The 17,843-nt window shown below is 62.5% G+C and carries 18 protein-coding genes; 1 reads left to right on the top strand and 17 read right to left on the bottom strand.

Going from position 1 to position 17,843, the window contains the following annotated elements; all coding sequences use genetic code 11:
• Positions 1–32: 32 nt before the first annotated feature.
• The 17 genes from MC381_RS02465 to MC381_RS02385 form a co-directional block, all read right to left on the bottom strand.
• Complete coding sequence (locus MC381_RS02465; protein ID WP_251976133.1) at positions 33–2,360, bottom strand: xanthine dehydrogenase family protein molybdopterin-binding subunit; 2,328 nt, start codon at positions 2,358–2,360, stop codon at positions 33–35.
• Positions 2,357–3,361, bottom strand: coding sequence for an FAD binding domain-containing protein (locus tag MC381_RS02460; protein ID WP_251976132.1), 1,005 nt, complete (start codon positions 3,359–3,361; stop codon positions 2,357–2,359). Before MC381_RS02460 ends, MC381_RS02465 begins: the two co-directional genes overlap by 4 nt.
• Positions 3,358–3,867, bottom strand: a complete 510-nt coding sequence (locus tag MC381_RS02455) for a 2Fe-2S iron-sulfur cluster-binding protein (RefSeq protein WP_251976131.1) — start codon at positions 3,865–3,867, stop codon at positions 3,358–3,360. The genes MC381_RS02460 and MC381_RS02455 overlap by 4 nt, the downstream gene beginning before the upstream one ends.
• A 368-nt stretch (positions 3,868–4,235) precedes the next feature.
• Positions 4,236–5,102: an ABC transporter ATP-binding protein gene (locus tag MC381_RS02450; protein WP_251976130.1), complete on the bottom strand. Its 867-nt coding sequence runs from the start codon at positions 5,100–5,102 to the stop codon at positions 4,236–4,238.
• Complete coding sequence (locus MC381_RS02445) at positions 5,057–5,857, bottom strand: ABC transporter permease (protein ID WP_251976129.1); 801 nt, start codon at positions 5,855–5,857, stop codon at positions 5,057–5,059. The genes MC381_RS02450 and MC381_RS02445 overlap by 46 nt, the downstream gene beginning before the upstream one ends.
• A gap of 9 nt (positions 5,858–5,866) precedes the next feature.
• Entirely contained in the window at positions 5,867–6,883 is a 1,017-nt protein-coding gene (locus MC381_RS02440) for an ABC transporter substrate-binding protein (protein WP_251976128.1), read from the bottom strand.
• A 133-nt stretch (positions 6,884–7,016) separates the two neighbouring features.
• Entirely contained in the window at positions 7,017–7,754 is a 738-nt protein-coding gene (locus tag MC381_RS02435; protein ID WP_251976127.1) for a class II aldolase and adducin N-terminal domain-containing protein, read from the bottom strand.
• A gap of 131 nt (positions 7,755–7,885) precedes the next feature.
• Positions 7,886–8,857, bottom strand: a complete 972-nt coding sequence (locus MC381_RS02430) for a LysR family transcriptional regulator (RefSeq protein WP_251976126.1) — start codon at positions 8,855–8,857, stop codon at positions 7,886–7,888.
• Between the two features lie 117 nt (positions 8,858–8,974).
• Complete coding sequence (locus MC381_RS02425) at positions 8,975–9,820, bottom strand: amino acid ABC transporter ATP-binding protein (RefSeq protein WP_286009602.1); 846 nt, start codon at positions 9,818–9,820, stop codon at positions 8,975–8,977.
• Entirely contained in the window at positions 9,817–10,518 is a 702-nt protein-coding gene (locus MC381_RS02420; protein WP_251976125.1) for an amino acid ABC transporter permease, read from the bottom strand. The genes MC381_RS02425 and MC381_RS02420 overlap by 4 nt, the downstream gene beginning before the upstream one ends.
• Positions 10,518–11,174 carry an amino acid ABC transporter permease gene (locus tag MC381_RS02415; RefSeq protein ID WP_251976124.1) on the bottom strand — a complete coding sequence of 219 codons (657 nt, stop codon included), beginning with the start codon at positions 11,172–11,174 and terminating at the stop codon, positions 10,518–10,520. The genes MC381_RS02420 and MC381_RS02415 overlap by 1 nt, the downstream gene beginning before the upstream one ends.
• Positions 11,175–11,186: 12 nt before the next feature.
• Positions 11,187–11,996, bottom strand: coding sequence for a transporter substrate-binding domain-containing protein (locus MC381_RS02410; RefSeq protein WP_251976123.1), 810 nt, complete (start codon positions 11,994–11,996; stop codon positions 11,187–11,189).
• Between the two features lie 116 nt (positions 11,997–12,112).
• Positions 12,113–12,982: a phytanoyl-CoA dioxygenase family protein gene (locus MC381_RS02405; protein WP_251976122.1), complete on the bottom strand. Its 870-nt coding sequence runs from the start codon at positions 12,980–12,982 to the stop codon at positions 12,113–12,115.
• Positions 12,983–13,134: 152 nt separating this feature from the next.
• Positions 13,135–13,806, bottom strand: a complete 672-nt coding sequence (locus MC381_RS02400; RefSeq protein WP_251976121.1) for a DUF1028 domain-containing protein — start codon at positions 13,804–13,806, stop codon at positions 13,135–13,137.
• Positions 13,803–14,222 carry a RidA family protein gene (locus MC381_RS02395; RefSeq protein WP_251976120.1) on the bottom strand — a complete coding sequence of 140 codons (420 nt, stop codon included), beginning with the start codon at positions 14,220–14,222 and terminating at the stop codon, positions 13,803–13,805. Before MC381_RS02395 ends, MC381_RS02400 begins: the two co-directional genes overlap by 4 nt.
• Entirely contained in the window at positions 14,222–15,553 is a 1,332-nt protein-coding gene (locus MC381_RS02390; protein ID WP_251976119.1) for a flavin-containing monooxygenase, read from the bottom strand. Before MC381_RS02390 ends, MC381_RS02395 begins: the two co-directional genes overlap by 1 nt.
• A gap of 487 nt (positions 15,554–16,040) precedes the next feature.
• Entirely contained in the window at positions 16,041–16,613 is a 573-nt protein-coding gene (locus MC381_RS02385) for a helix-turn-helix domain-containing protein (protein WP_251976118.1), read from the bottom strand.
• Positions 16,614–16,787: 174 nt separating this feature from the next.
• Here MC381_RS02385 and rhtA point away from each other — a divergent pair, with 174 nt between their 5' ends.
• On the top strand, positions 16,788–17,681 hold the full coding sequence (gene rhtA, locus MC381_RS02380) for a threonine/homoserine exporter RhtA (protein ID WP_251976117.1): 894 nt from the start codon (positions 16,788–16,790) through the stop codon (positions 17,679–17,681).
• Positions 17,682–17,843 lie beyond the last annotated feature (162 nt).

The raw sequence follows: 17,843 nt of genomic DNA, 5'->3' as shown, positions 1-17,843 counted from the left end.
CGGGCCGGCTCGTTTCCTGCCGCGAAGCTGCGCTACAGCAGCTTATCGAGCGTGATCGGCAAATCGCGTACTCGCTTGCCGCAGGCGTTGTAGACCGCGTTGGCGACCGCCGCACCGACGCCGGTGATGCCAATCTCGCCGATCCCGCGGGCCCCCATCGGCGTGTGCGGATCGGGAATGTCCGTCCACATGACGTCGATATCGGGCACGTCCATCTGCACCGGCACATGATAATCGGCCAGGCTCGGATTCATGATCCGACCGCTGCGCGCGTCGAACCAGGTCTCCTCCATCAGCGCGAGGCCGAGCCCCATAATCATGCCGCCGCGGAACTGGCTCGCGGCCGTCTTGGCATTGAGTATTCGCCCGCAGTCGAACGAGCCCAGCAATCGGCGCACGCGCACCTCGCCGCTGACCTCGCTCACGCCGACTTCGCAGAAGATCGTACCGAAGGAGTGCATCGACCAGTGCGACTTCTCCTCCGAGTCGGCGGCCTTCGCCTCGACCGAGATCTCGCGCTTTCCGGCCTGCTCGAGCAGTTCGCGGTAGCTCACGAAACGCACGGCATTGCCAATGGCCCCCAGTCCGGCATCACGACATTCGATGTCATCGGCGGAGAGCCCAGCCAGCGGAGAGTCGTCCTCGAGCCTCGCCAGCAGCGCGTCGACCAGCGCCCGCTGCGCGGCAATTACCGCCCCACCGATGGCGGCGGTCTGCTGCGAGCCACCGGCGAGCACCGCCCCCGCCAGCGAGGAGTCCCCATAGCGAAAGCGGATCGTCTCCACAGGCAGGCCCAGGCGCGCGGCAGCGACCTGCGTCTGTACCGTCGCCGTGCCCATGCCCATCTCGTGCGCGGCGACTTCGACCGTCGCGCCCTCGGCATCGAGCGTGATTCGCGCCGCCGCCCCGGGCATGCGCTGATACGGGTAGGTCGCGGTAGCGCAGCCCATGCCGATCTGCCACTCGCCCTCGCGTCGGCTGCCGGGTGCTGCGTGGCGAGAAGACCAGCCGAAGCGCTCGGCGCCGGCGCTCGCCGCTTCCCGCAGATGCCGCGACGAAAATGGCAGACCGCTGAGCGGATCGCGCTCCGGCTCATTGCGCGCGCGCAGCGCCAGCGGGTCCATACCGAGCAGCTCGGCCAGCTCGTCCAGCGCGCTTTCCAACGCGAAGGTACCGACCGCCTCTCCCGGTGCGCGCATGAACGTGTTGGCGAGCATATGCATGTCGGCGACCGTCACTGCGAGCCGGAGATTGTCGACCCCATAGAGACACTTGGTGGCCTGGACGAAGGGCTCCGGCAGGTAATTGTGGCGTGTCATCGCCGCCACCCCGGTATGGACCAGCGCCTGCAGTTTGCCGCTGCTGTCGGCGCCCAAAGCCACCCGCTGTTCGGTACAGGCTCGCCCACCGACAACGCGATAGACACCCTCGCGCGAGAGCGCCAGCCGTACCGGGCGCGCCGCCAGCTTCGCCGCTGCCGCCGCCAGGATCTGATGCTGCCAGAGCGTCTTGCTGCCAAAGCCGCCACCGACGAAAGGCGACGTCACGTGAATCTGTCCGGGGTCGAGACCGAACACGTCCGCCAACGATGTCACTGCCAGGTCGACACACTGCGAGGCATCGTGGATTCGCAGGGTCTCGCGCTTGCCGTCATGATGCCAGGCAAGCGTCAGCGCATGCGGCTCGATGGCATTGTGATTGTGGCGCGGCGTGGTGTAGGTCGCATCGATTCGATATGCCGCCGTCTCAAACGCAGCGTCGGCGTCGCCACGCGTGATCGTCGCCGGCCCGCCGAGGACACTATCCGGCTCACGCGCCTGCGACTTCGCGATCTCGAAATCGGTCATCGCCGTCTCGCGCGCGTAACGGACAAGCAGGCTCTCGGCCGCCGCATCCGCCTGCTCCTGCGTCTCGGCCAGCACCAGCGCTACCGGCTGGCCGTTCCAGTGCACGCGATCGCTCTGCATGACCGGGTAGTCATCGCCCGCCGCACCGTGGGGCGAGCCGAGAAACACTGGAGGTGTGCGCAGCGGCGGCGCATTTTCGTGGGTCATGACGAGCACCACGCCGTCCATCGCCTCGGCCGCACGCGTATCGATGTCGACGATACGCCCGTTGGCGATGGTGCTGTAGGACAGCGCCGCATAGAGCATGTCAGCGAAGCGGAATTCCGCGGCGAACGGCGCCTGACCGGTCACTTTCCGCTGACCGTCGACTCTTGCCAGTGACACACCGATCCCGGCATGCAATCCACTGCCCAGCGGATCGGGAGAACCGTCCGGACGCCAGTAGTCACCGGCCAGTGCCCCGGGAGGCTTCTCCTCGTGACGTGTATCGTGGGATGGCGTAAACGGATTCACGAGGCTTCCCCTCCCTGGCGGGCCTGCGCCAGGCGCTGATTCAGTTCCGAAATCACCACGCGACGTGCCAGCTGCACCTTGAAGGCATTGTCTGACTGCGGTCGGGCCGCGGCCAGTTCGGCATCGATGGCCGCTTCGAACGTTGCGGCGTTTGCCGGTCGTCCACGCAGTGCCGCCTCCGCTTTCCAGGCACGCCACGGTCGGGTGCCCACGCCGCCGAGTGCCAGGCGCACCTGCTTGATGGTGGCGCCATCGAGCTCGAGCATCGACGCCACCGATAACAGCGCGAACGCGTAGCTGGCGCGATCACGTACCTTGCGGTATTCGCTACTCGCCGCCATCGGCAGCGGCGGCAGCTCGACCGCGACAATCAGCTCTTCGGCCGTGAGCACGGTCTCGAGGTCCGGTCGCTCGCCGGGCTCACGGTATAACTCGGTCAGCGCGATCACGCGCTCGCCGTCCCGGCCACGAAGATGCACGCGGGCCTCGAGCGCGACCATCGCCACGGCCATATCCGACGGATGGGTGGCAAGGCAGGATGACGACGTGCCAAGAATCGCGTGATAACGATGGAATCCCTCTTGGGCATCACAGCCGTTGCCCGGCTCGCGCTTGTTACAGTGGGCGCCGATGTCATAGAAATAGGCACATCGGGTGCGCTGGAGGAGGTTACCGGCAACCGTCGCTCGATTTCGGATCTGCGCGCTGGCGCCGCACAGGATCGCGCGCGACAGCCCCGGATATTGCCGCCGCACGCGCGGATCGGCGGCCAGTTCGGCATTGGTGACACCCGCACCGATGAACAAACCACCCGACTCGCTCTCCTCGATGTCGCGAGCCAAATTGCTGACATCGATCAGCATCGCCGGCCCCTCGATCGTCTCGCGCATCAGGTCGACCAGGTTGGTGCCGCCGCCTAGATAACGGGCCTGCTCGCGGCGCATGGCCCGCTCGATCGCCTGCTCGCTGCCCACGGCCTGGTGGTAGTCGAACGCTCTCATGCGCCCGCCTCCTGGCCCAGTGACGCGGCCACGGCATCGACAATGCCGTTGTAGGCACCGCAACGGCAGAGATTGCCGCTCAGGCGTTCACGCAGTTCGAGGCGATCGAATGCGATGTCATCAGCGGCGAGATCGGCGGTGACGGCACTCGGCCAGCCGCGCGCCAGCTCGCCGGCCAGCCCCACCGCTGAGCAGATCTGCCCCGGCGTACAGTAGCCGCACTGGAAACCGTCATGTTCGATGAAGGCAGCCTGAACAGGGTGCAGGGCCTCGCCGCTCGCCAGCCCCTCGATCGTCGTGATCGAGCGCCCCTGAACCTGCACGGCCAGCGTCAGGCACGCGTTGATGCGCTGACCGTCGAGCAGCACGGTGCAGGCCCCGCAGGCGCCCTGGTTACAGCCCTTCTTGGTACCACTGAGTTGAAACTGCTCGCGCAGCAAGTCGAGCAGCGATGTTCGGAAATCCACCTCGGCCTGTCGAATCTGGCCGTTGATCGTCCATTGCATGACTAGCCTCGGTCACTAGGGGTTGTCGTTATCATCGCGCGTGAAGGCATAAACCCTCAGCGTAGACGGTATCGGCGAACGCATGGGTTGAAGGGTAAGACTCCAAGCCGTCCCCCGTGGAGGCCGCGGGCCGACAAACCTTGTAGTGTGGCTTAGCAGGAGAGAGTGACCAGGTTAGATCGAGTGGCCATCGAATAGGTCGCGCCCTAGGCGGCCTTTCGCGATAGCGGACAACCTCTCAAGGCGTCCCGGAGAACGCCGCTGAGAGGCGGGAGATTGGTCAGAACGGTAATTGACGAAAAGCCGTCAGCGGCGAGGGGACTGGTCGGGAGACGTTGTCGTCGAGACCAGCGTACTCGGCAAGGAGTTCAATCATCGTGTTGATGAAGACGAGACAGGATTTGCCGTTTGATCTCGATGAAGCTCGCGTCCATGACGACTTCGGATGACCGAGGGCGCTTGAGTGGTACATCGATCGTCTCGCAGATGACGCCAGGCCGGCCGCTCATGACATAGATCCGGTCCGCCAACAGAATGGCCTCGTCGATGTCATGCGTCACGAAGAGCACGGTCTTGCTGTTGTGCTCCCAGACATCCAGTAGCAACTGCTGCATGGATAGCCGTGTCTGACTATCAAGCGCGCCGAAAGGCTCGTCCATCAAGAGAATATCGGGGTCATTGGCCAATGCTCGCGCAATCGCCACTCGCTGCATCATGCCGCCCGACAACTGTCGCGGCCAAGCATCGGCAAAGCTCTCGAGGCCTACCTCTCTGAGATATTGCTCGACGATCTCCTGGCGTTGCGCTGGCCGTATACGACGTCGTTTCAGTCCGAACGCCACGTTGTCGCGCACGCTAAGCCAAGGAAATAGCGTATACGATTGGAAAACCATACCGCGGTCGGCTCCCGGGCCGGTGACTCGCTGGTCGTTGACACGAATTTCACCAGCAGTCGGAGCCATCAATCCGGCGGTAAGATACAGCAGACTCGATTTACCGCACCCGGAGGGGCCGACGATGACAGCGAACTCATTCTCCGGCACTTGCAGAGAGATATGCTCCAACGCGGTAACCGAGCGACTCCCCGACGAGAAGGTGAGGCTAATATCCCGGATATCCAGACAGGGGCTTGGCGCCGCCGAGGCATGAATATCCTTCGAATCGACTCCTATCGTCGGACCAGGGACGGTTAGAGTGCCCATGATGTAATCCTCGCACGCAGGAATCGAAAACATTGATCCGTCATCAGTCCCAACAGACCAATCAGGGCGATGGACAGGAAAATCACGTCAACCTGAAACCCTCGCATCGCCTTGAGACTGATGTAGCCAAGCCCACTGTCCGCCGCGACCAGCTCGGCAACCACGACAAAGGTCCATGCCCATCCCATGGTGACGCGCAGCATGTCGATCGCACCTGGCAAGCAGGCGGGAAACAACACGTGCGCAACGACATCCCGACGCTTGGCGCCAAGTGTGTAGGAGGCGTTGATGAGATCCTGAGACACTCCACGTGAAACATCGGCGATCATGACAAGCTGTTGGAAAAAGATACCGAAGAAGATCACGGTAACCCGCTGCTCAATGCCGATGCCGATCCATAGGATCAACAGCGGCACAAAGGCCGTGACCGGCAGATAGCGCATGAAGTTGACCAATGGATCGAGTAGTGCCTGTACCAAGCGAAAACTGCCCATCAGAATGCCGAGCGGGATGGCCAGGATCGACGACAGTACGAACCCATAGATGACGACTTGGGCGCTAGCCCAGATATCTTGCCATAGCGAACCATCACCAATCATACGCACTGCCGTGCTCAACACGGCAGTCGGCGTCGGCAGGAAGATCGACCGTACGAGTCCGCCGTATGTCACCAGAGACCAGAGGACGATCACCAACAGCCAGATACCAATGCCCGCGATCCAGGTCAGGCGCTTGGGGAGATGAGCCCGAGGGGTCAAGCATCGTTGCCATAGCGTAGACGTGGCCATGAATCCCCCTCAACGCGTCTCGGCAAATGACGGATCCACGACCTCTTTATAGGCTGCCGTGATATCCCGGTTTTCCAACTGATTCCAGGTATCACGCGCGAGATCAATCAGTTCGGCGATAGACCCTGGTTCGTCCTGTGTACCGAGCAAGTTCCGGTTGCCGCGCTGGCCGTAGAACTCGACGCCTTCAGTGGCTTCGGCGAGATCCGCAGGGTCACTGAGATAGCCGCCCACGCCATCGGCCATCAACTGATAGGACTCAGCAGGATGGGCATCGAGATAGTCGACCGCTTTATAGAGCCCTTGGACCAGCGCTCGAACATCGTCGGGGCGCTCATCAATGACATCACAGCTCAACGCCACGACGTCGATGATGACACCCGGCGTCGCACTGCTATCAACCAAGACCTGGCCCGCATCATGAGAGCGCACGAAACTCAGATTAGGTTCCCAAGTGACAGCGACCGGTACACGACCCGCGATGAATGCTGCCGCTGCGGCATCCGCAGACATGTTCTGGACTGTGACGTCATCGAGAGACATGCCATGCTGAGACAGAAGGTAGGCGAGCCAGAACTGGGAAGCGCCTCCCTCGTTCATGGCAACGGTTTCGCCCTTGATCTCCTCGACCGACGCTACCGACTCGTCCGCTAACAAACCATCACCACCGTTACTGCCATCTAGCACCACCACGCTTTTGAAGCAGAAGTCGGCGGAACGATATTTCAGCAATTCCGCGATGGTCCCCGCCGAGCCGTCGAGATGGCCCGCCGCCTGTGCCGCCATATAGGCGGAAGAATCCTCGAATGTGGGCAGTTCGACCGTTAAACCATTTTCCTCGAAGAATCCCTTGGCCTGTGCAAGATACAGTGTGCCGTAACCAACCCAGGTGGTGTGACCTATCGACAAGGTGCCGGCCTGCGCCCCGAGACTGGCGACACCCAGAGCCATCGCGCCGAAACCACCGAGTAACTTGCGTTTCCAGTTGGCAGTTCGGTCATGGTGAAAGCGCATGATTTGAGTCATTGTTTTTCTCTCCATGGACAAATTTTTCGCAACGCACTCCCTCCTGGCCTAAACGGCCGTCCCCTGTAGGGAAACCGGGGCCACGATCACGATTGGCAGGAGTCGGGGACACGATGAGCATCGCGCCGAGATTTCACGCCGCGTAATCCGGATCCTCACGATCCAGAATCGCTTTCATCTCTTCGAAGTGAGTCACCGAGAAATCACGGATCGATTCCCAGTCACGCGCCGTCGCTTCGGCCACGGCGTCGGGCAGCACGTTGAGCGGCTGCCCGGTCGCATAGGCCTGCACCAGGGTGCGGCAGGCGCGCTCTAGCGTGTACATGTCGTCGAAGGCCTCGCCGACGGTCTCCGCCGCGACCATGACACCGTGATTGCCCATCATCAGCCGCGACTTGTCCCCCAGCAGACCGGCGAGACGGGCCCCCTCCTCCTCACTGTTGGCCATGCCGCTGAACCCTTGGTCGACGGCCACACGATTGAAGTAGCGCGCCGTATTCTGATCGATCGGCAATATCGTGGGGTCTTTCAGCGTGGCTACCGTGGTGGCGAAGGGGGGATGCAGGTGCAGAACGACGCGTGCCTGGGGCATCAGACGGTGCATCTGGCCGTGAATCGCCCAGGCCGTAGGATCGACGACCCGCGATACATCGGGTGTCTCACCGTCGAGATCGAAAAGCACCAGGTCACTGGCGCAGATGCGTGAGAAGTGTTTCCACTTGGGATTCATCAGGAATCGGCGACCGTCAGCGGAGACCGCAGCGCTGAAGTGATTCGCCACGGCCTCGTGCAGGCCTTGACGGGCTACGATCCGAAACAACGCGGCCATATCCACACGAAGCTGCGCCTCGTCAGGGAGCCTATCGGGCATGAGAAAATATCCTTGTCATTGTTATGGTGCGACCGGGAACCGTAGAGATTCTCGTGTCGTCATAGTTTTACGCTACTGAGCCGCCTTGAATTTTTAAAATATCTTTATGCTCGCTTTGGCATCAGTTTTTCCTATTCAACACTCCTTGGTTGCCCGGGCGGCGAGACGGCCGACGATTCGACCTCTGCCGACAGCGGCGCCTGTCGTAGTAGCTCGCTGTGGCGCAGGAACTCGCCCATGGCCTGCGCCGCGGGGCTGAGACGAATGCCCTTGAGCCTGGCCATGCCTACCGTCAAGGCCCTCACCTCCCCTTCGAGCGGAATCGTGCGAAAGGATTTGCCATCGAGTGCCAGATGCCGCCCCGGTGGCACATTGAGCAGCGAGAAGCCGAACCCATTGGCAACCAGCCCGCGTACCATCCCCAGCGATGTCGCCCGATGGGCGATGGTCGGCTGACGTGGCGCATCCAAAAACAGTGACAGGAAATAGTCCCGACTCATCGGCCAGTCGAGCAGCACCATGGGGTACTCGCTCAGGGTATCGATCGAGAGACGCTCGTGCGCGGCGAGCGGGTGGTCTGGCGCGACCGCGACGTACGGCGGGAAACGACAGAGCGGCTGGAAGTCGATATCGTCCGGCACCTGCATATCGTAGATCAGGCCAAGCTCGTAGCGACCATGACGCAGTCCATCGACGATATCGACCTGATGCCCCTCGTCGCACTGCGGTTCGACTCGTGGAAACCGATCGAGAAACGCCTGCATCAGCCGCGGCATGAAGATAGGTGCAAAGGTATGAAAGGCAGCCATATTCAGAGGGCCGGCAATCTCTTCGCCCAGTGAGACTGCGAACTGCATCAGGCTGTCAGCATCGTAAAGCAGCGCACGTGCCCGATTGAGCAGTTGAACGCCTGCGGTCGTCAACGATAGCCCTTGGGCATGGTGGCGCACGAACAGCTGTACGCCAGCGGTACCTTCCAGATAGGCGATGGCCGCCGAGACCGAAGGCTGCGACACGTGTAGCTGTTCGGCGGCACGCGTGACGCTCTTGAGCTCCCCGGCGACCACGAAATAGCGCAGCTGCTTAAGGGTGGCATGTAACATCTGGGCTTCCCGGCAGAGTCGAATTCGATGGGATGGGCCGCCCCCGTATCGCACCGGTGCGGCGTCAAGCATCTTGCGCTGCCTTGTCACGCCCGTCCATGTCAGCCTTAACGAAGCCTAGAGACAGGTGCCGTTGGCAGCTGGCCGATCGTCGAATAGCGAATTGCGCTCGAGATAGTTCTTGAGGAACTGAGCCAACCGGGGAGAACTCGGCTCCCGGAACAGCTTGGCCGGCGCCCCCTGCTCGACGATCTGTCCCCCGTCGAGAAAGACAACGCGATCCGCCACCTGCGCGGCAAATCCCATCTCGTGGGTCACCACCACCATGGTCATGCCTTCTTCGGCGAGATGCTTCATCACCTGCAACACTTCACCGACCAGTTCCGGGTCGAGCGCAGAAGTAGGCTCGTCGAACAGCATGATCGCCGGCGACATGGCCAAGGAACGGGCGATAGCGACCCGCTGCTGCTGGCCGCCGGACAGGCGATTGGGCCAGGCATCGGCCTTGTCGACGAGCCCGACCTTCTCCAGCGTTTCCAGCGCCAGTTTGCGTGCCTTGGCGCGCGATAGCCTTCGACCACGAATCAGCGCCTCCATGACATTCTCGGCCACGCTCATGTGCGGCCAGAGATTGAACTGCTGAAAGACCATCCCCATGTTGCGCCGCACCTCACGCAACCGGGCCGGTCGCGAGATCACACGGCGCCCTCCCTGAGCACGATCGTAGCCGAGCAGCTCCCCTTCCACGAACACTTCGCCGTCGTCGTACGCCTCGAGAAAGGCGAGACTTCTCAGCAAGGTGCTCTTGCCCGACCCCGAAGGGCCGATCAGGCAGACAACCTCCGAGCGCTGGATCGACAGACTGATATCTCGCAGCACGGTGTGTTCTCCGAACCGCTTGCTCATGCCACGCGCTTCGAGCATGACCTCGTGACCATTCTTTGTCAGCGGCAAGACACTCATGCGGCGGTCTCCTGAGGCTTGAGGGTACGCGGCGTCCGCACGCCTTGGGTAAGATAAAGACTGGCTCGGCGCTCGAGCCACTGCCCCAGTCGAGAGCAAAGCTCGGCCAGGATGAAGTAACCCACGCAGAGCGCGAGCAGGGTCTCGACGTAGGCAAAGGTCTCGGCCCCGACACCGGTCAGTACGAAGGTCAGTTCGGGTACGGTGATGATCGACAGCACCGGCGTTTCCTTGCCCAGAATGGTGGTGAAGTTGACCAGCGCCGGCAGGATCAGCACCAGCATCTGCGGTATCTGCACGCGACAGACGATCTGTCGTGACGTCAATCCCAGCATTTGTGCCGCTTCAATCTGGCCCTGCGGTATCGAGGTGAAGCCGGTACGGAAGATCTCGGCGAAGTAGACGCTACCGTAGAGGCCCAGACCGATCAGGCCGGCGGCCATCGGCGAAAGCGATAGTCCGAAACTGGGGCCACCGTAGTAAAGCAGGAATAGCTGCACCAGAAACGGCGTGGCCCGAATGACCTCGATGTAGCACCGCAGCGCACCGCGAATCCAGGGCCCCGCGCTGAGCTGGATCACAGCGATCACCAGGCCCGCTGCCAGTGCGAGCGCGACGCCGCCGATCCAGGTCCAGAGCGTCATCAGGAATCCGCTGCCGATCTCCCCGGCATGCTCGGTCAACACACTGAAATCCATCAGGCTCTCCCCGCTTCGAAACGCCGCTCCAGCCGTCCGGCCAGCAGCGCCAGGCTGATGTTGACGACGCAATAGAGCACCGCCGCGGCCAGGTAGAACTGCAGCTGCAGGAAGGTACTGGCAGCCAGGTTCTGCGCCGTGCGAGTCAACTCCGCTAGCCCGACCGCCGAGATCAACGACGAAGCCTTGATCAACAGAATCACCTCATTGAGCAGTGCCGGCAGCGTTGCCCGCAACGCCTGAGGCAGCTTGATGCGAACCAGGATGTCGCGTCCGCCGAGTCCCAGTAGACGCGCCGCCTCGACTTGTCCGGGCGGCAGGGTCAAGAACCCGCCGCGCAGGATTTCCGACAGATAGGCACCGCAGCAAAGCGCTAGACCTGCCATCGCCGCGACCCAGGCAGGCACATCAAGCCCCAGACGCGGTAGCAGGTAATAGATGAACAGGAGCTGGATCAGCAGGGGAATGCCGCGGAAGACGCTGACATAGGCGCCACCGAGCCGACGCAGCACCGTGCGTTCAGAGAGCTTCAGTGAACACACGCCAACGCCGATAACGAAACCCGCCAGCAGGCCGCCGGCGGATAGCCAGACAGTGTTCCAGAGACCTGCCAGCAGTAACGGCAGGCTCTGAATCAACAGACCAGGATCGAACATCGCAGGCGCCCTTTATTCGGCGGGCACCGGGTGATCGGGCACATCCATCGCTTGGCCGATCCACGTTTCCTGCAGTTGCGCCAGACGGCCATCCTCGCGCATCTCCGCCAACGCCGCGTTGAACGCGTCGATCAGGCTCGCCGACTCATCACCACCACGGCCAATATAGGCAAACCAGCTCTGCGGCCCGAACGAGGGCGTCACCACCTTGAACAGCGAAGGCCGTTGCTTGGCAATGTAGGCGATATTGGGTAGCGAGTTGGCGACGGCGTCGAGACGCCGCGCCGCCAGATCGGCATAGGCCTGATTGTTGTCGACGTATTCACGGATTTCTACCGGCTCATCGAGCGTCTCGACATAGGACTCCAGCGCGGCGAGCTGTGCCGAAGCCTTGCCGCCACCCGCCACCTTGCCGGCGATATCCGATGGCGCATGAATGCTATCGTCGCTGGCCCGGGTCAGCAGGGCCACCGAGCTCTCCGCCACCGGTGCGGTGAAACGATAGCGCTCCATGCGTTCCTGCGTGATGATCAGCGGCCCCGCCACCATATCGTACTTATCGGCCTCGAGACCCGGCAGCACGCTGGCCCAGGGCAGATCGACAAAACCCACCTCGACTCCCAGCGCTTTACCGACCTCTTCAAAGACGGCCTTGTTGAAACCGGACTGCTGACCATTCTCCAGGTAGTCGAAGGGCGCAAACTGCATCTCGGTCCCCACTCGCAGCACGCCGCGCTCTTTCACATCATCCAGCGTGTCGGCCTGCGCCATCACCGACGCACTCAGCATGGCCAGTACACCCACCGCCATCATCATCTTCATGGTTGTCATCCTGTCTTGTCATTGTTGGAACAGATTGCGCTGGCATCGACTGTGTTGACGTCGACTGTCCTTTCTTAGGGTCTTTATCGGTTTCTCACGGCGATGGCGGGATCGGCCTATGTCATCGCATCGCTGCCGGCTTGCTGCACGAAGAAGGAGGCCCCATTGGGCTTCTGCGGCAGCTTCAGCACGTTGGCTGTGGTGCGTACCGCACCACTCTCTTCGCCTCGCACCAGCATCCCCTGATGTCGACTAGGCAGCGGGTTGTCGCCGTAAGGCAGCGCATCCTCGGCGGCATAGACCGTGATAAACAGGGTTCTCGGCAGACGAGAAGCATTGGGCGCCGAGGCATGCAGCAGGCGCGTATGCATGAAGCAGACCGAACCGGCAGGACCGATGCATTCGACCGGGGACTGGCACTCGCGGGCAATGACCGAGTCATCGACGCTGCCCGTGAAGCGCCCGTCCTGCCAATGCGAGTAGAGCGGCTGCTTGTGGCTGCCCGGGATGACCTGCAGCGGGCCGTTCTCGGCCGTCACTTCACCGACCATCAATAGCGCAGTCACCAGATCGTCGTTGCTATGGGGCGTGAAAAGGAAATCCTGATGCCATTTCACCTGCGTTTCGGTACCCGGCAGCTTGGAATTGACCTTGCTGTGGTGCAGGCGAACCCCGGCGGCACCGATCAGTTCGTGCACCATGTCAGCCATACGGGAATCCGTCGCGACCTGAAGGTAGGCCGGCGAGATTTCGGTCGGCGACGCGACCCGGCGCAAGGAAGGATGCTCGGCGCTATGGTCGCCACCGACGTCGAAACGCGCACGGCGATCCAGCGTTTCGCCATAGGCTGCCGTCTGCTCGCGGCTATCATCGACCCAGCGGTTGAAGGCGTCGTTGAGTGCCGTCAGCTCGTCTGCAGCGAGCACGTTCTCCACGACCAGATAGCCATCACGGTGAAATTGTTCGATCTGAGAATGACTTAACATGTCTGTCACCACCTTGTTGTTATCGTGGTCTTGCTGGCAAACGGCCGCGGCAGAGAGATCTGAGGTCAACTTACCGAAGGTCGATAGCTCAGCGATAATCAATTTATCCGAGACGCTGAATCAGCTTTTCCGATCCAGCAACGCAACCTGCGCTATTGATCACCGGGCACGCCGTAGCTGGGCGCGGCTACCGGCTGCCGGGCGCGTGTGACATAGGCTTCGAGCTGCGGCACATAGCGCATCCAGAGATTTCGCAGTCCGTCGATGGGCGCCTCGGCCCAGTCGACACGCAGATCGACAACCGGCCAGGATACGTCAGGCCGCGCGACCACCAGCCCGGCCGAGTAGACCGGCCCCGCCTCGCCGCCGGCCGCCATGCCAGCCTCCATGGCCACCAGCAGACGTTCGGCCAGCGGCCCGTTGCTCTGCTCGAACGCATTGACCATGGCTCTTGGCACGCCGGCGTCGGCAAGCAGGTTGCCTGCCGCGACGCAGTCGACCCCATCGGCTCGCCCGACGATACCCAGCGCGCTGGCGCCATCGTAGACCGCGGTACGCCCCGCACCGTCGATCAGCAGCAGTTGCCGGTATTCGGGGGCAGCCTCACCGGCCAATAGCTGTTTCAGCGCCTCTTGCGGTGCGTGACCGGCCGCCATCAGCGCGAGCCCCTGCGGTCCCAGCGCCGGGTTTGTCACGTTCTGTGTCAGCACGGCCCCCTTGGGACCAGCGAACGCGCAGCGTGCCGCCACGCAGATGCTTGAAGAGCTGACCGCGCAACCGGTTTCGCCGGTCTCGGCGCAACGTGCCGCGATGGAAAAGGTCATGCTTCCTCCTCGGGAATGACGGCAATCACATCGATCTCCATCAACCATTCCGGCTGCGCCAGACCGGCAACGACCAGTCCGGTCGAGATCGGAAAGACCCCGCGCAGCCATTGACCGACTTCGCGATAGACTGGCTCGCGAAAGCGCGGATCAGTGATGTAGGTCGTCGTCTTGACGATGTGCGAGAGATCGCTGCCGGCTTCCTCGAGCAGCTGCTTGACGTTCTTCATTGCCTGCTCGGCCTGCGCTCGTGGGTCGCCCAGGCCGACCAGATTGCCGTCAAAGTCGGTCCCGACTTGCCCGCGGACATAGACCGTGTTGCCGGCACGGACGGCCTGGCACAGATCATTGTCCAGCGTCTGGTTGGGATAGGTTTCCTGGGTATTGAACATGCGAATGCGCGTATGCGTCGGCATTAGCTGACCCTCCGTGCGTCGGCATCGGTGCTCGCCGGCTCAGTCGACGCCGTTAACGTCACCGATACGGCCCCCGGCGCCTCGTAGTGCGCGAGGTAGCCACGCATCTTGGCGATGTGATCGGCGATATGCTTGGCGTCATGCCAAACGCCCCAGATGAAACTGGAACCACGGCGGGAAAGCCAGGGGAGGCCAAGAAAATAGACTCCGGGTTCGCTCGAAACACCACGCTGGTGGCTCGGCTTGCCCTGCTCATCGAAGGCATCGACGGCCAGCCAGTCATAGTCCTGCGAGAACCCGGTCGCCCAGACGATGGTCGTGATGCCCGCCTTCGCCAGATCGAGTTCGGCCAGCGGGTCGCTGACACAGGTGGGATCTTCCGGGATAACCCGCGCTTCCGGTTCCGGCGGCAGCTCGAGACCGTTGCGCTCGGCATAGGCATCGGCGCCATCCAGCAGTGCCAGATAGTTGGCATCCCCCGCATCGAGGTTCGCGCGCAGGTCGGAGGCGAAGCGCGCCACGCCGTCCACGAAAGCCTCGGTACGCCCGACTAGCGTCACGCCTTCGTGTGCCAGTCGGCGGAAATCGATGGTATAGCCACCCCGCGCACCGGTGACAGCGATGGTGACGTGCTCCGATCCCGGCTGGCGGATTTCGTTGTCCCATTCGCCGAGCACCCCTAACCACCAGACGAAATCACGCCCACGATAGGCGCGCGGTGGGCGATGATGCGGCCCGACGGAGAGATAGACCTTCCGGCCGGCACGATTCAGTTCAGCCGCGACCTGAGTCCCGGATGAGCCAGCGCCGATGACCAGTACGGCGCCCTCGGGGAGCTGTTCGGGATTGCGATAGTCGGCCGTATGCAGCTGAGTCAGGAGGGGATCCTGCGGTGCGATCGAGGGAATGACCGGTGCCTGGAACGCACCGGTTGCCGCCACGACGCGCTGCGCCTCGATCACGCCTTCCGAGGTTTCCACCGTGAACCCCGGCCGCCCCTCGTTGCGGGTGACCCGCTTGACCTCGACACCGGTCCGAATGGGCGCCTCGAACTTGCGTGCGTAGGACTCGAAGTAATCCGCCACCTGCTCCTTGGGCACAAAGCCTTCCGGAGAGATATTCGAGAACTCCATGCCGGGGAAACGGTCGTGCCAAGCTGGGCCATTGGCCACGAGCGAATCCCAGCGGGCACTGCGCCAGCGCTCCGCGATGCGGTCGCGCTCCAGCACCAGATGCGGCACGCCATGGCGGCCGAGATGCTCGCTCATGGCGATGCCGGCTTGTCCCGCGCCGACGACCAGCGTATCGGTGCTTGTCTTGTCGTGTGTCATATCCGTGTCCTTGAAAATCGAGAGGCGCTACCGAGATGCGGGACGCGCGGCTGTCGCTATCGGCGATGCTTAATACTGCCTAGCACGTCGCGCTCGCTGCCCCACGGACAAGAACCCCGCATCATTCGACACTGCACCCAGCGACTGACAGCCAGATCGGCATACGGCCTGAGACAAAATCCCGTCGAAACGAACGCGGTTGATGTACTCATCTGGCCTCTAGCGTTGTTATTGGTCGCGTCGACCCAACACTAGAGAGACCCGATGCATCGTTAAAATATTGTTACCTGTTCTTTTGGATTAAAAATCCTGAACCAGGAGAGCACGGCCGCGCAATAGGCAGGTCTGTAGCCGACGCTCTCCATCTCCACCGGTGAAGTGTCTATCGGCCGGCTGCTTAGTGATCGGAGGATCACCCCACCGGGCGATCGGGGATAGACGGCCTTTTGCGAACCGTCGGCCTGTTTTTACCGCGACTCGCGCCCCCTCAATACACCACATTGCGCAGGAAGCGCAGCAGCTCGTCGCCGTCGTTACGGTAGGCATAGGGTTGGTCACTGGGAAAGACGTGGAAATCGCCGCAAGCAATCGTCACGTCGCCGCTCGCTAGTTCGAGTGTGAGCCGCCCTCCGATGACCACCAGCATCTCGTGCCAGCCGGCGTTGTCGGCGCTGGAGTCATAACGCTCGCCCGGCGCCAGCGACCAGGCCCACAGTTCAACCTCATGACGCGCCGGTTGGCTTGCCAGCAGCCGAGCGCGGCTCTGCGGTGATGCCCCGGCCCAGGCAATCTCGTCGATGCGCGCCGCGCCGTCGCTATCCGCCTGCTGGATCAAGGCGTGAAAGGCGACACCCAACGCCGCAGCCAGCCGGTCCAGCGTGCCCAGGCTGACGTTGACGTCGCCTTTTTCGATATTGACCAGCATGCGACGGCTAATACCGGCACGCTCGGCCAGGGCCTGCTGGCTCTCCCCTCTAGCGAGGCGCAAGCGACGCACGTTGGCTGCCACGTTGACCAGCACATCGGAGCGCCTACCGGAGTTGTGCAATATATTGCCCATACGTACAATCAGCCATCCTTTCCTGGGCCAATGCCGCCGCGACGACGAGCGTAGTGAAGCGCAAGGCGTCCCGAGCACAGAAGCCGGTCACCATCGGGTGTTGGATGGGCACTCTAGCATCCGGCGCGGCGTCGCCGAGCGAATCGTCTGAAAACCATCCATCGGGGAGGTGTCATGTCCGTTGCCGTGCGTGAGCTCGTGGCTCGAATCTGGCCAGTCGCCATGCTGCTGGTCGCCATGTGCTCGATCCAGAGTGGCGCGTCGATCGCCAAGACGCTTTTCCCGGTGATCGGCGCGACCGGCACCACCTCGATTCGTCTGATTCTAGCCGCGGTCCTGCTGCTGGCCGTGATGCGCCCCTGGCGGCGGAAGTTGAGCCGCCGAGCGTGGAAATCGACGCTGACCTACGGCGTTGCGCTGGGCTTCATGAATCTGCTGTTCTATCAGGCGCTGGCCACCGTACCACTCGGGATCGCGGTGGCCCTGGAGTTCACCGGCCCGCTGGCGGTGGCCATGCTCGCCTCGCGGCGCTGGCTGGATCTCGTTTGGGTGGCTTTCGCCGTGATCGGACTGCTCCTGCTGCTGCTATTGGGCGACGACAGCGCCGAACCGGTTGATCCCTATGGCGCTGCCTGCGCGCTCGGGGCCGGCGTTTGCTGGGCAATCTATATCCTCTTTGGCCAGAAGGCCGGCGCTGTCAATGGGGCGCAGAGCGCCACGCTGGGCATTAGCATCGCTGCGGTCATCATCGCGCCAGTCGGCCTGATCGATGTCGGTCCGATCATCTTCTCGCCGGACGTCCTGCCCTTCGCCTTCGCCGTGGCGGTGCTCTCCACGGCACTGCCCTATACTCTGGAGATGATCGCGCTGCCTCGCCTGCCAACCCAGACCTTCGGCACGTTGATGAGCCTGGAACCGGCCATCGGAGCGCTCTCCGGTCTGCTCTTTCTCGGCCAGTATCTCGGCCTGCTGCAGTGGTTTGCAATTGGCCTGATCATCGTCGCCTCCATCGGGACTACCCTGACCCTGCGCCATCACGACACCTTCGAAGCGCCCCTACCGGATTGAGTTCTCTTCCGAGCGCTGGCGATGCTCCTGCTATCTAAGATTTGAGTCGTCTCAGGTTAGGCCGAGTCACGGCAGATTTCACGATCATGCGCACCTGTCATGCCTCGCCGCGTGAGTCGCAAACGGCAGCTCGAGGCTTCCGAATTTTTTATCGGACAAACG

The organism is Salinicola avicenniae, from assembly GCF_023736115.1.
GTDB classification, from domain to species: domain Bacteria; phylum Pseudomonadota; class Gammaproteobacteria; order Pseudomonadales; family Halomonadaceae; genus Salinicola; species Salinicola avicenniae.
Note: the sequence above shows the minus strand (reverse complement) of the source record. Positions and strands in the feature narration are given on the sequence as shown.

What these genes read in the sequence shown, in the direction of transcription:
- MC381_RS02420 (WP_251976125.1), bottom strand. Translation starts at nt 10,518, where the DNA reads ATGGATTTCAGTGTGTTGACCGAGCATGCCGGGGAGATCGGCAGCGGA.
- MC381_RS02415 (WP_251976124.1), bottom strand. Translation starts at nt 11,174, where the DNA reads ATGTTCGATCCTGGTCTGTTGATTCAGAGCCTGCCGTTACTGCTGGCA.
- MC381_RS02400 (WP_251976121.1), bottom strand. Translation starts at nt 13,806, where the DNA reads ATGACCTTTTCCATCGCGGCACGTTGCGCCGAGACCGGCGAAACCGGT.
- MC381_RS02395 (WP_251976120.1), bottom strand. Translation starts at nt 14,222, where the DNA reads ATGCCGACGCATACGCGCATTCGCATGTTCAATACCCAGGAAACCTAT.
- MC381_RS02445 (WP_251976129.1), bottom strand. Translation starts at nt 5,857, where the DNA reads ATGGCCACGTCTACGCTATGGCAACGATGCTTGACCCCTCGGGCTCAT.
- MC381_RS02455 (WP_251976131.1), bottom strand. Translation starts at nt 3,867, where the DNA reads ATGCAATGGACGATCAACGGCCAGATTCGACAGGCCGAGGTGGATTTC.
- MC381_RS02390 (WP_251976119.1), bottom strand. Translation starts at nt 15,553, where the DNA reads ATGACACACGACAAGACAAGCACCGATACGCTGGTCGTCGGCGCGGGA.
- rhtA (WP_251976117.1), top strand. Translation starts at nt 16,788, where the DNA reads ATGTCCGTTGCCGTGCGTGAGCTCGTGGCTCGAATCTGGCCAGTCGCC.
- MC381_RS02425 (WP_286009602.1), bottom strand. Translation starts at nt 9,820, where the DNA reads ATGAGTGTCTTGCCGCTGACAAAGAATGGTCACGAGGTCATGCTCGAA.
- MC381_RS02405 (WP_251976122.1), bottom strand. Translation starts at nt 12,982, where the DNA reads ATGTTAAGTCATTCTCAGATCGAACAATTTCACCGTGATGGCTATCTG.
- MC381_RS02435 (WP_251976127.1), bottom strand. Translation starts at nt 7,754, where the DNA reads ATGCCCGATAGGCTCCCTGACGAGGCGCAGCTTCGTGTGGATATGGCC.
- MC381_RS02430 (WP_251976126.1), bottom strand. Translation starts at nt 8,857, where the DNA reads ATGTTACATGCCACCCTTAAGCAGCTGCGCTATTTCGTGGTCGCCGGG.
- MC381_RS02385 (WP_251976118.1), bottom strand. Translation starts at nt 16,613, where the DNA reads ATGGGCAATATATTGCACAACTCCGGTAGGCGCTCCGATGTGCTGGTC.
- MC381_RS02450 (WP_251976130.1), bottom strand. Translation starts at nt 5,102, where the DNA reads ATGTTTTCGATTCCTGCGTGCGAGGATTACATCATGGGCACTCTAACC.
- MC381_RS02440 (WP_251976128.1), bottom strand. Translation starts at nt 6,883, where the DNA reads ATGACTCAAATCATGCGCTTTCACCATGACCGAACTGCCAACTGGAAA.
- MC381_RS02460 (WP_251976132.1), bottom strand. Translation starts at nt 3,361, where the DNA reads ATGAGAGCGTTCGACTACCACCAGGCCGTGGGCAGCGAGCAGGCGATC.
- MC381_RS02410 (WP_251976123.1), bottom strand. Translation starts at nt 11,996, where the DNA reads ATGAAGATGATGATGGCGGTGGGTGTACTGGCCATGCTGAGTGCGTCG.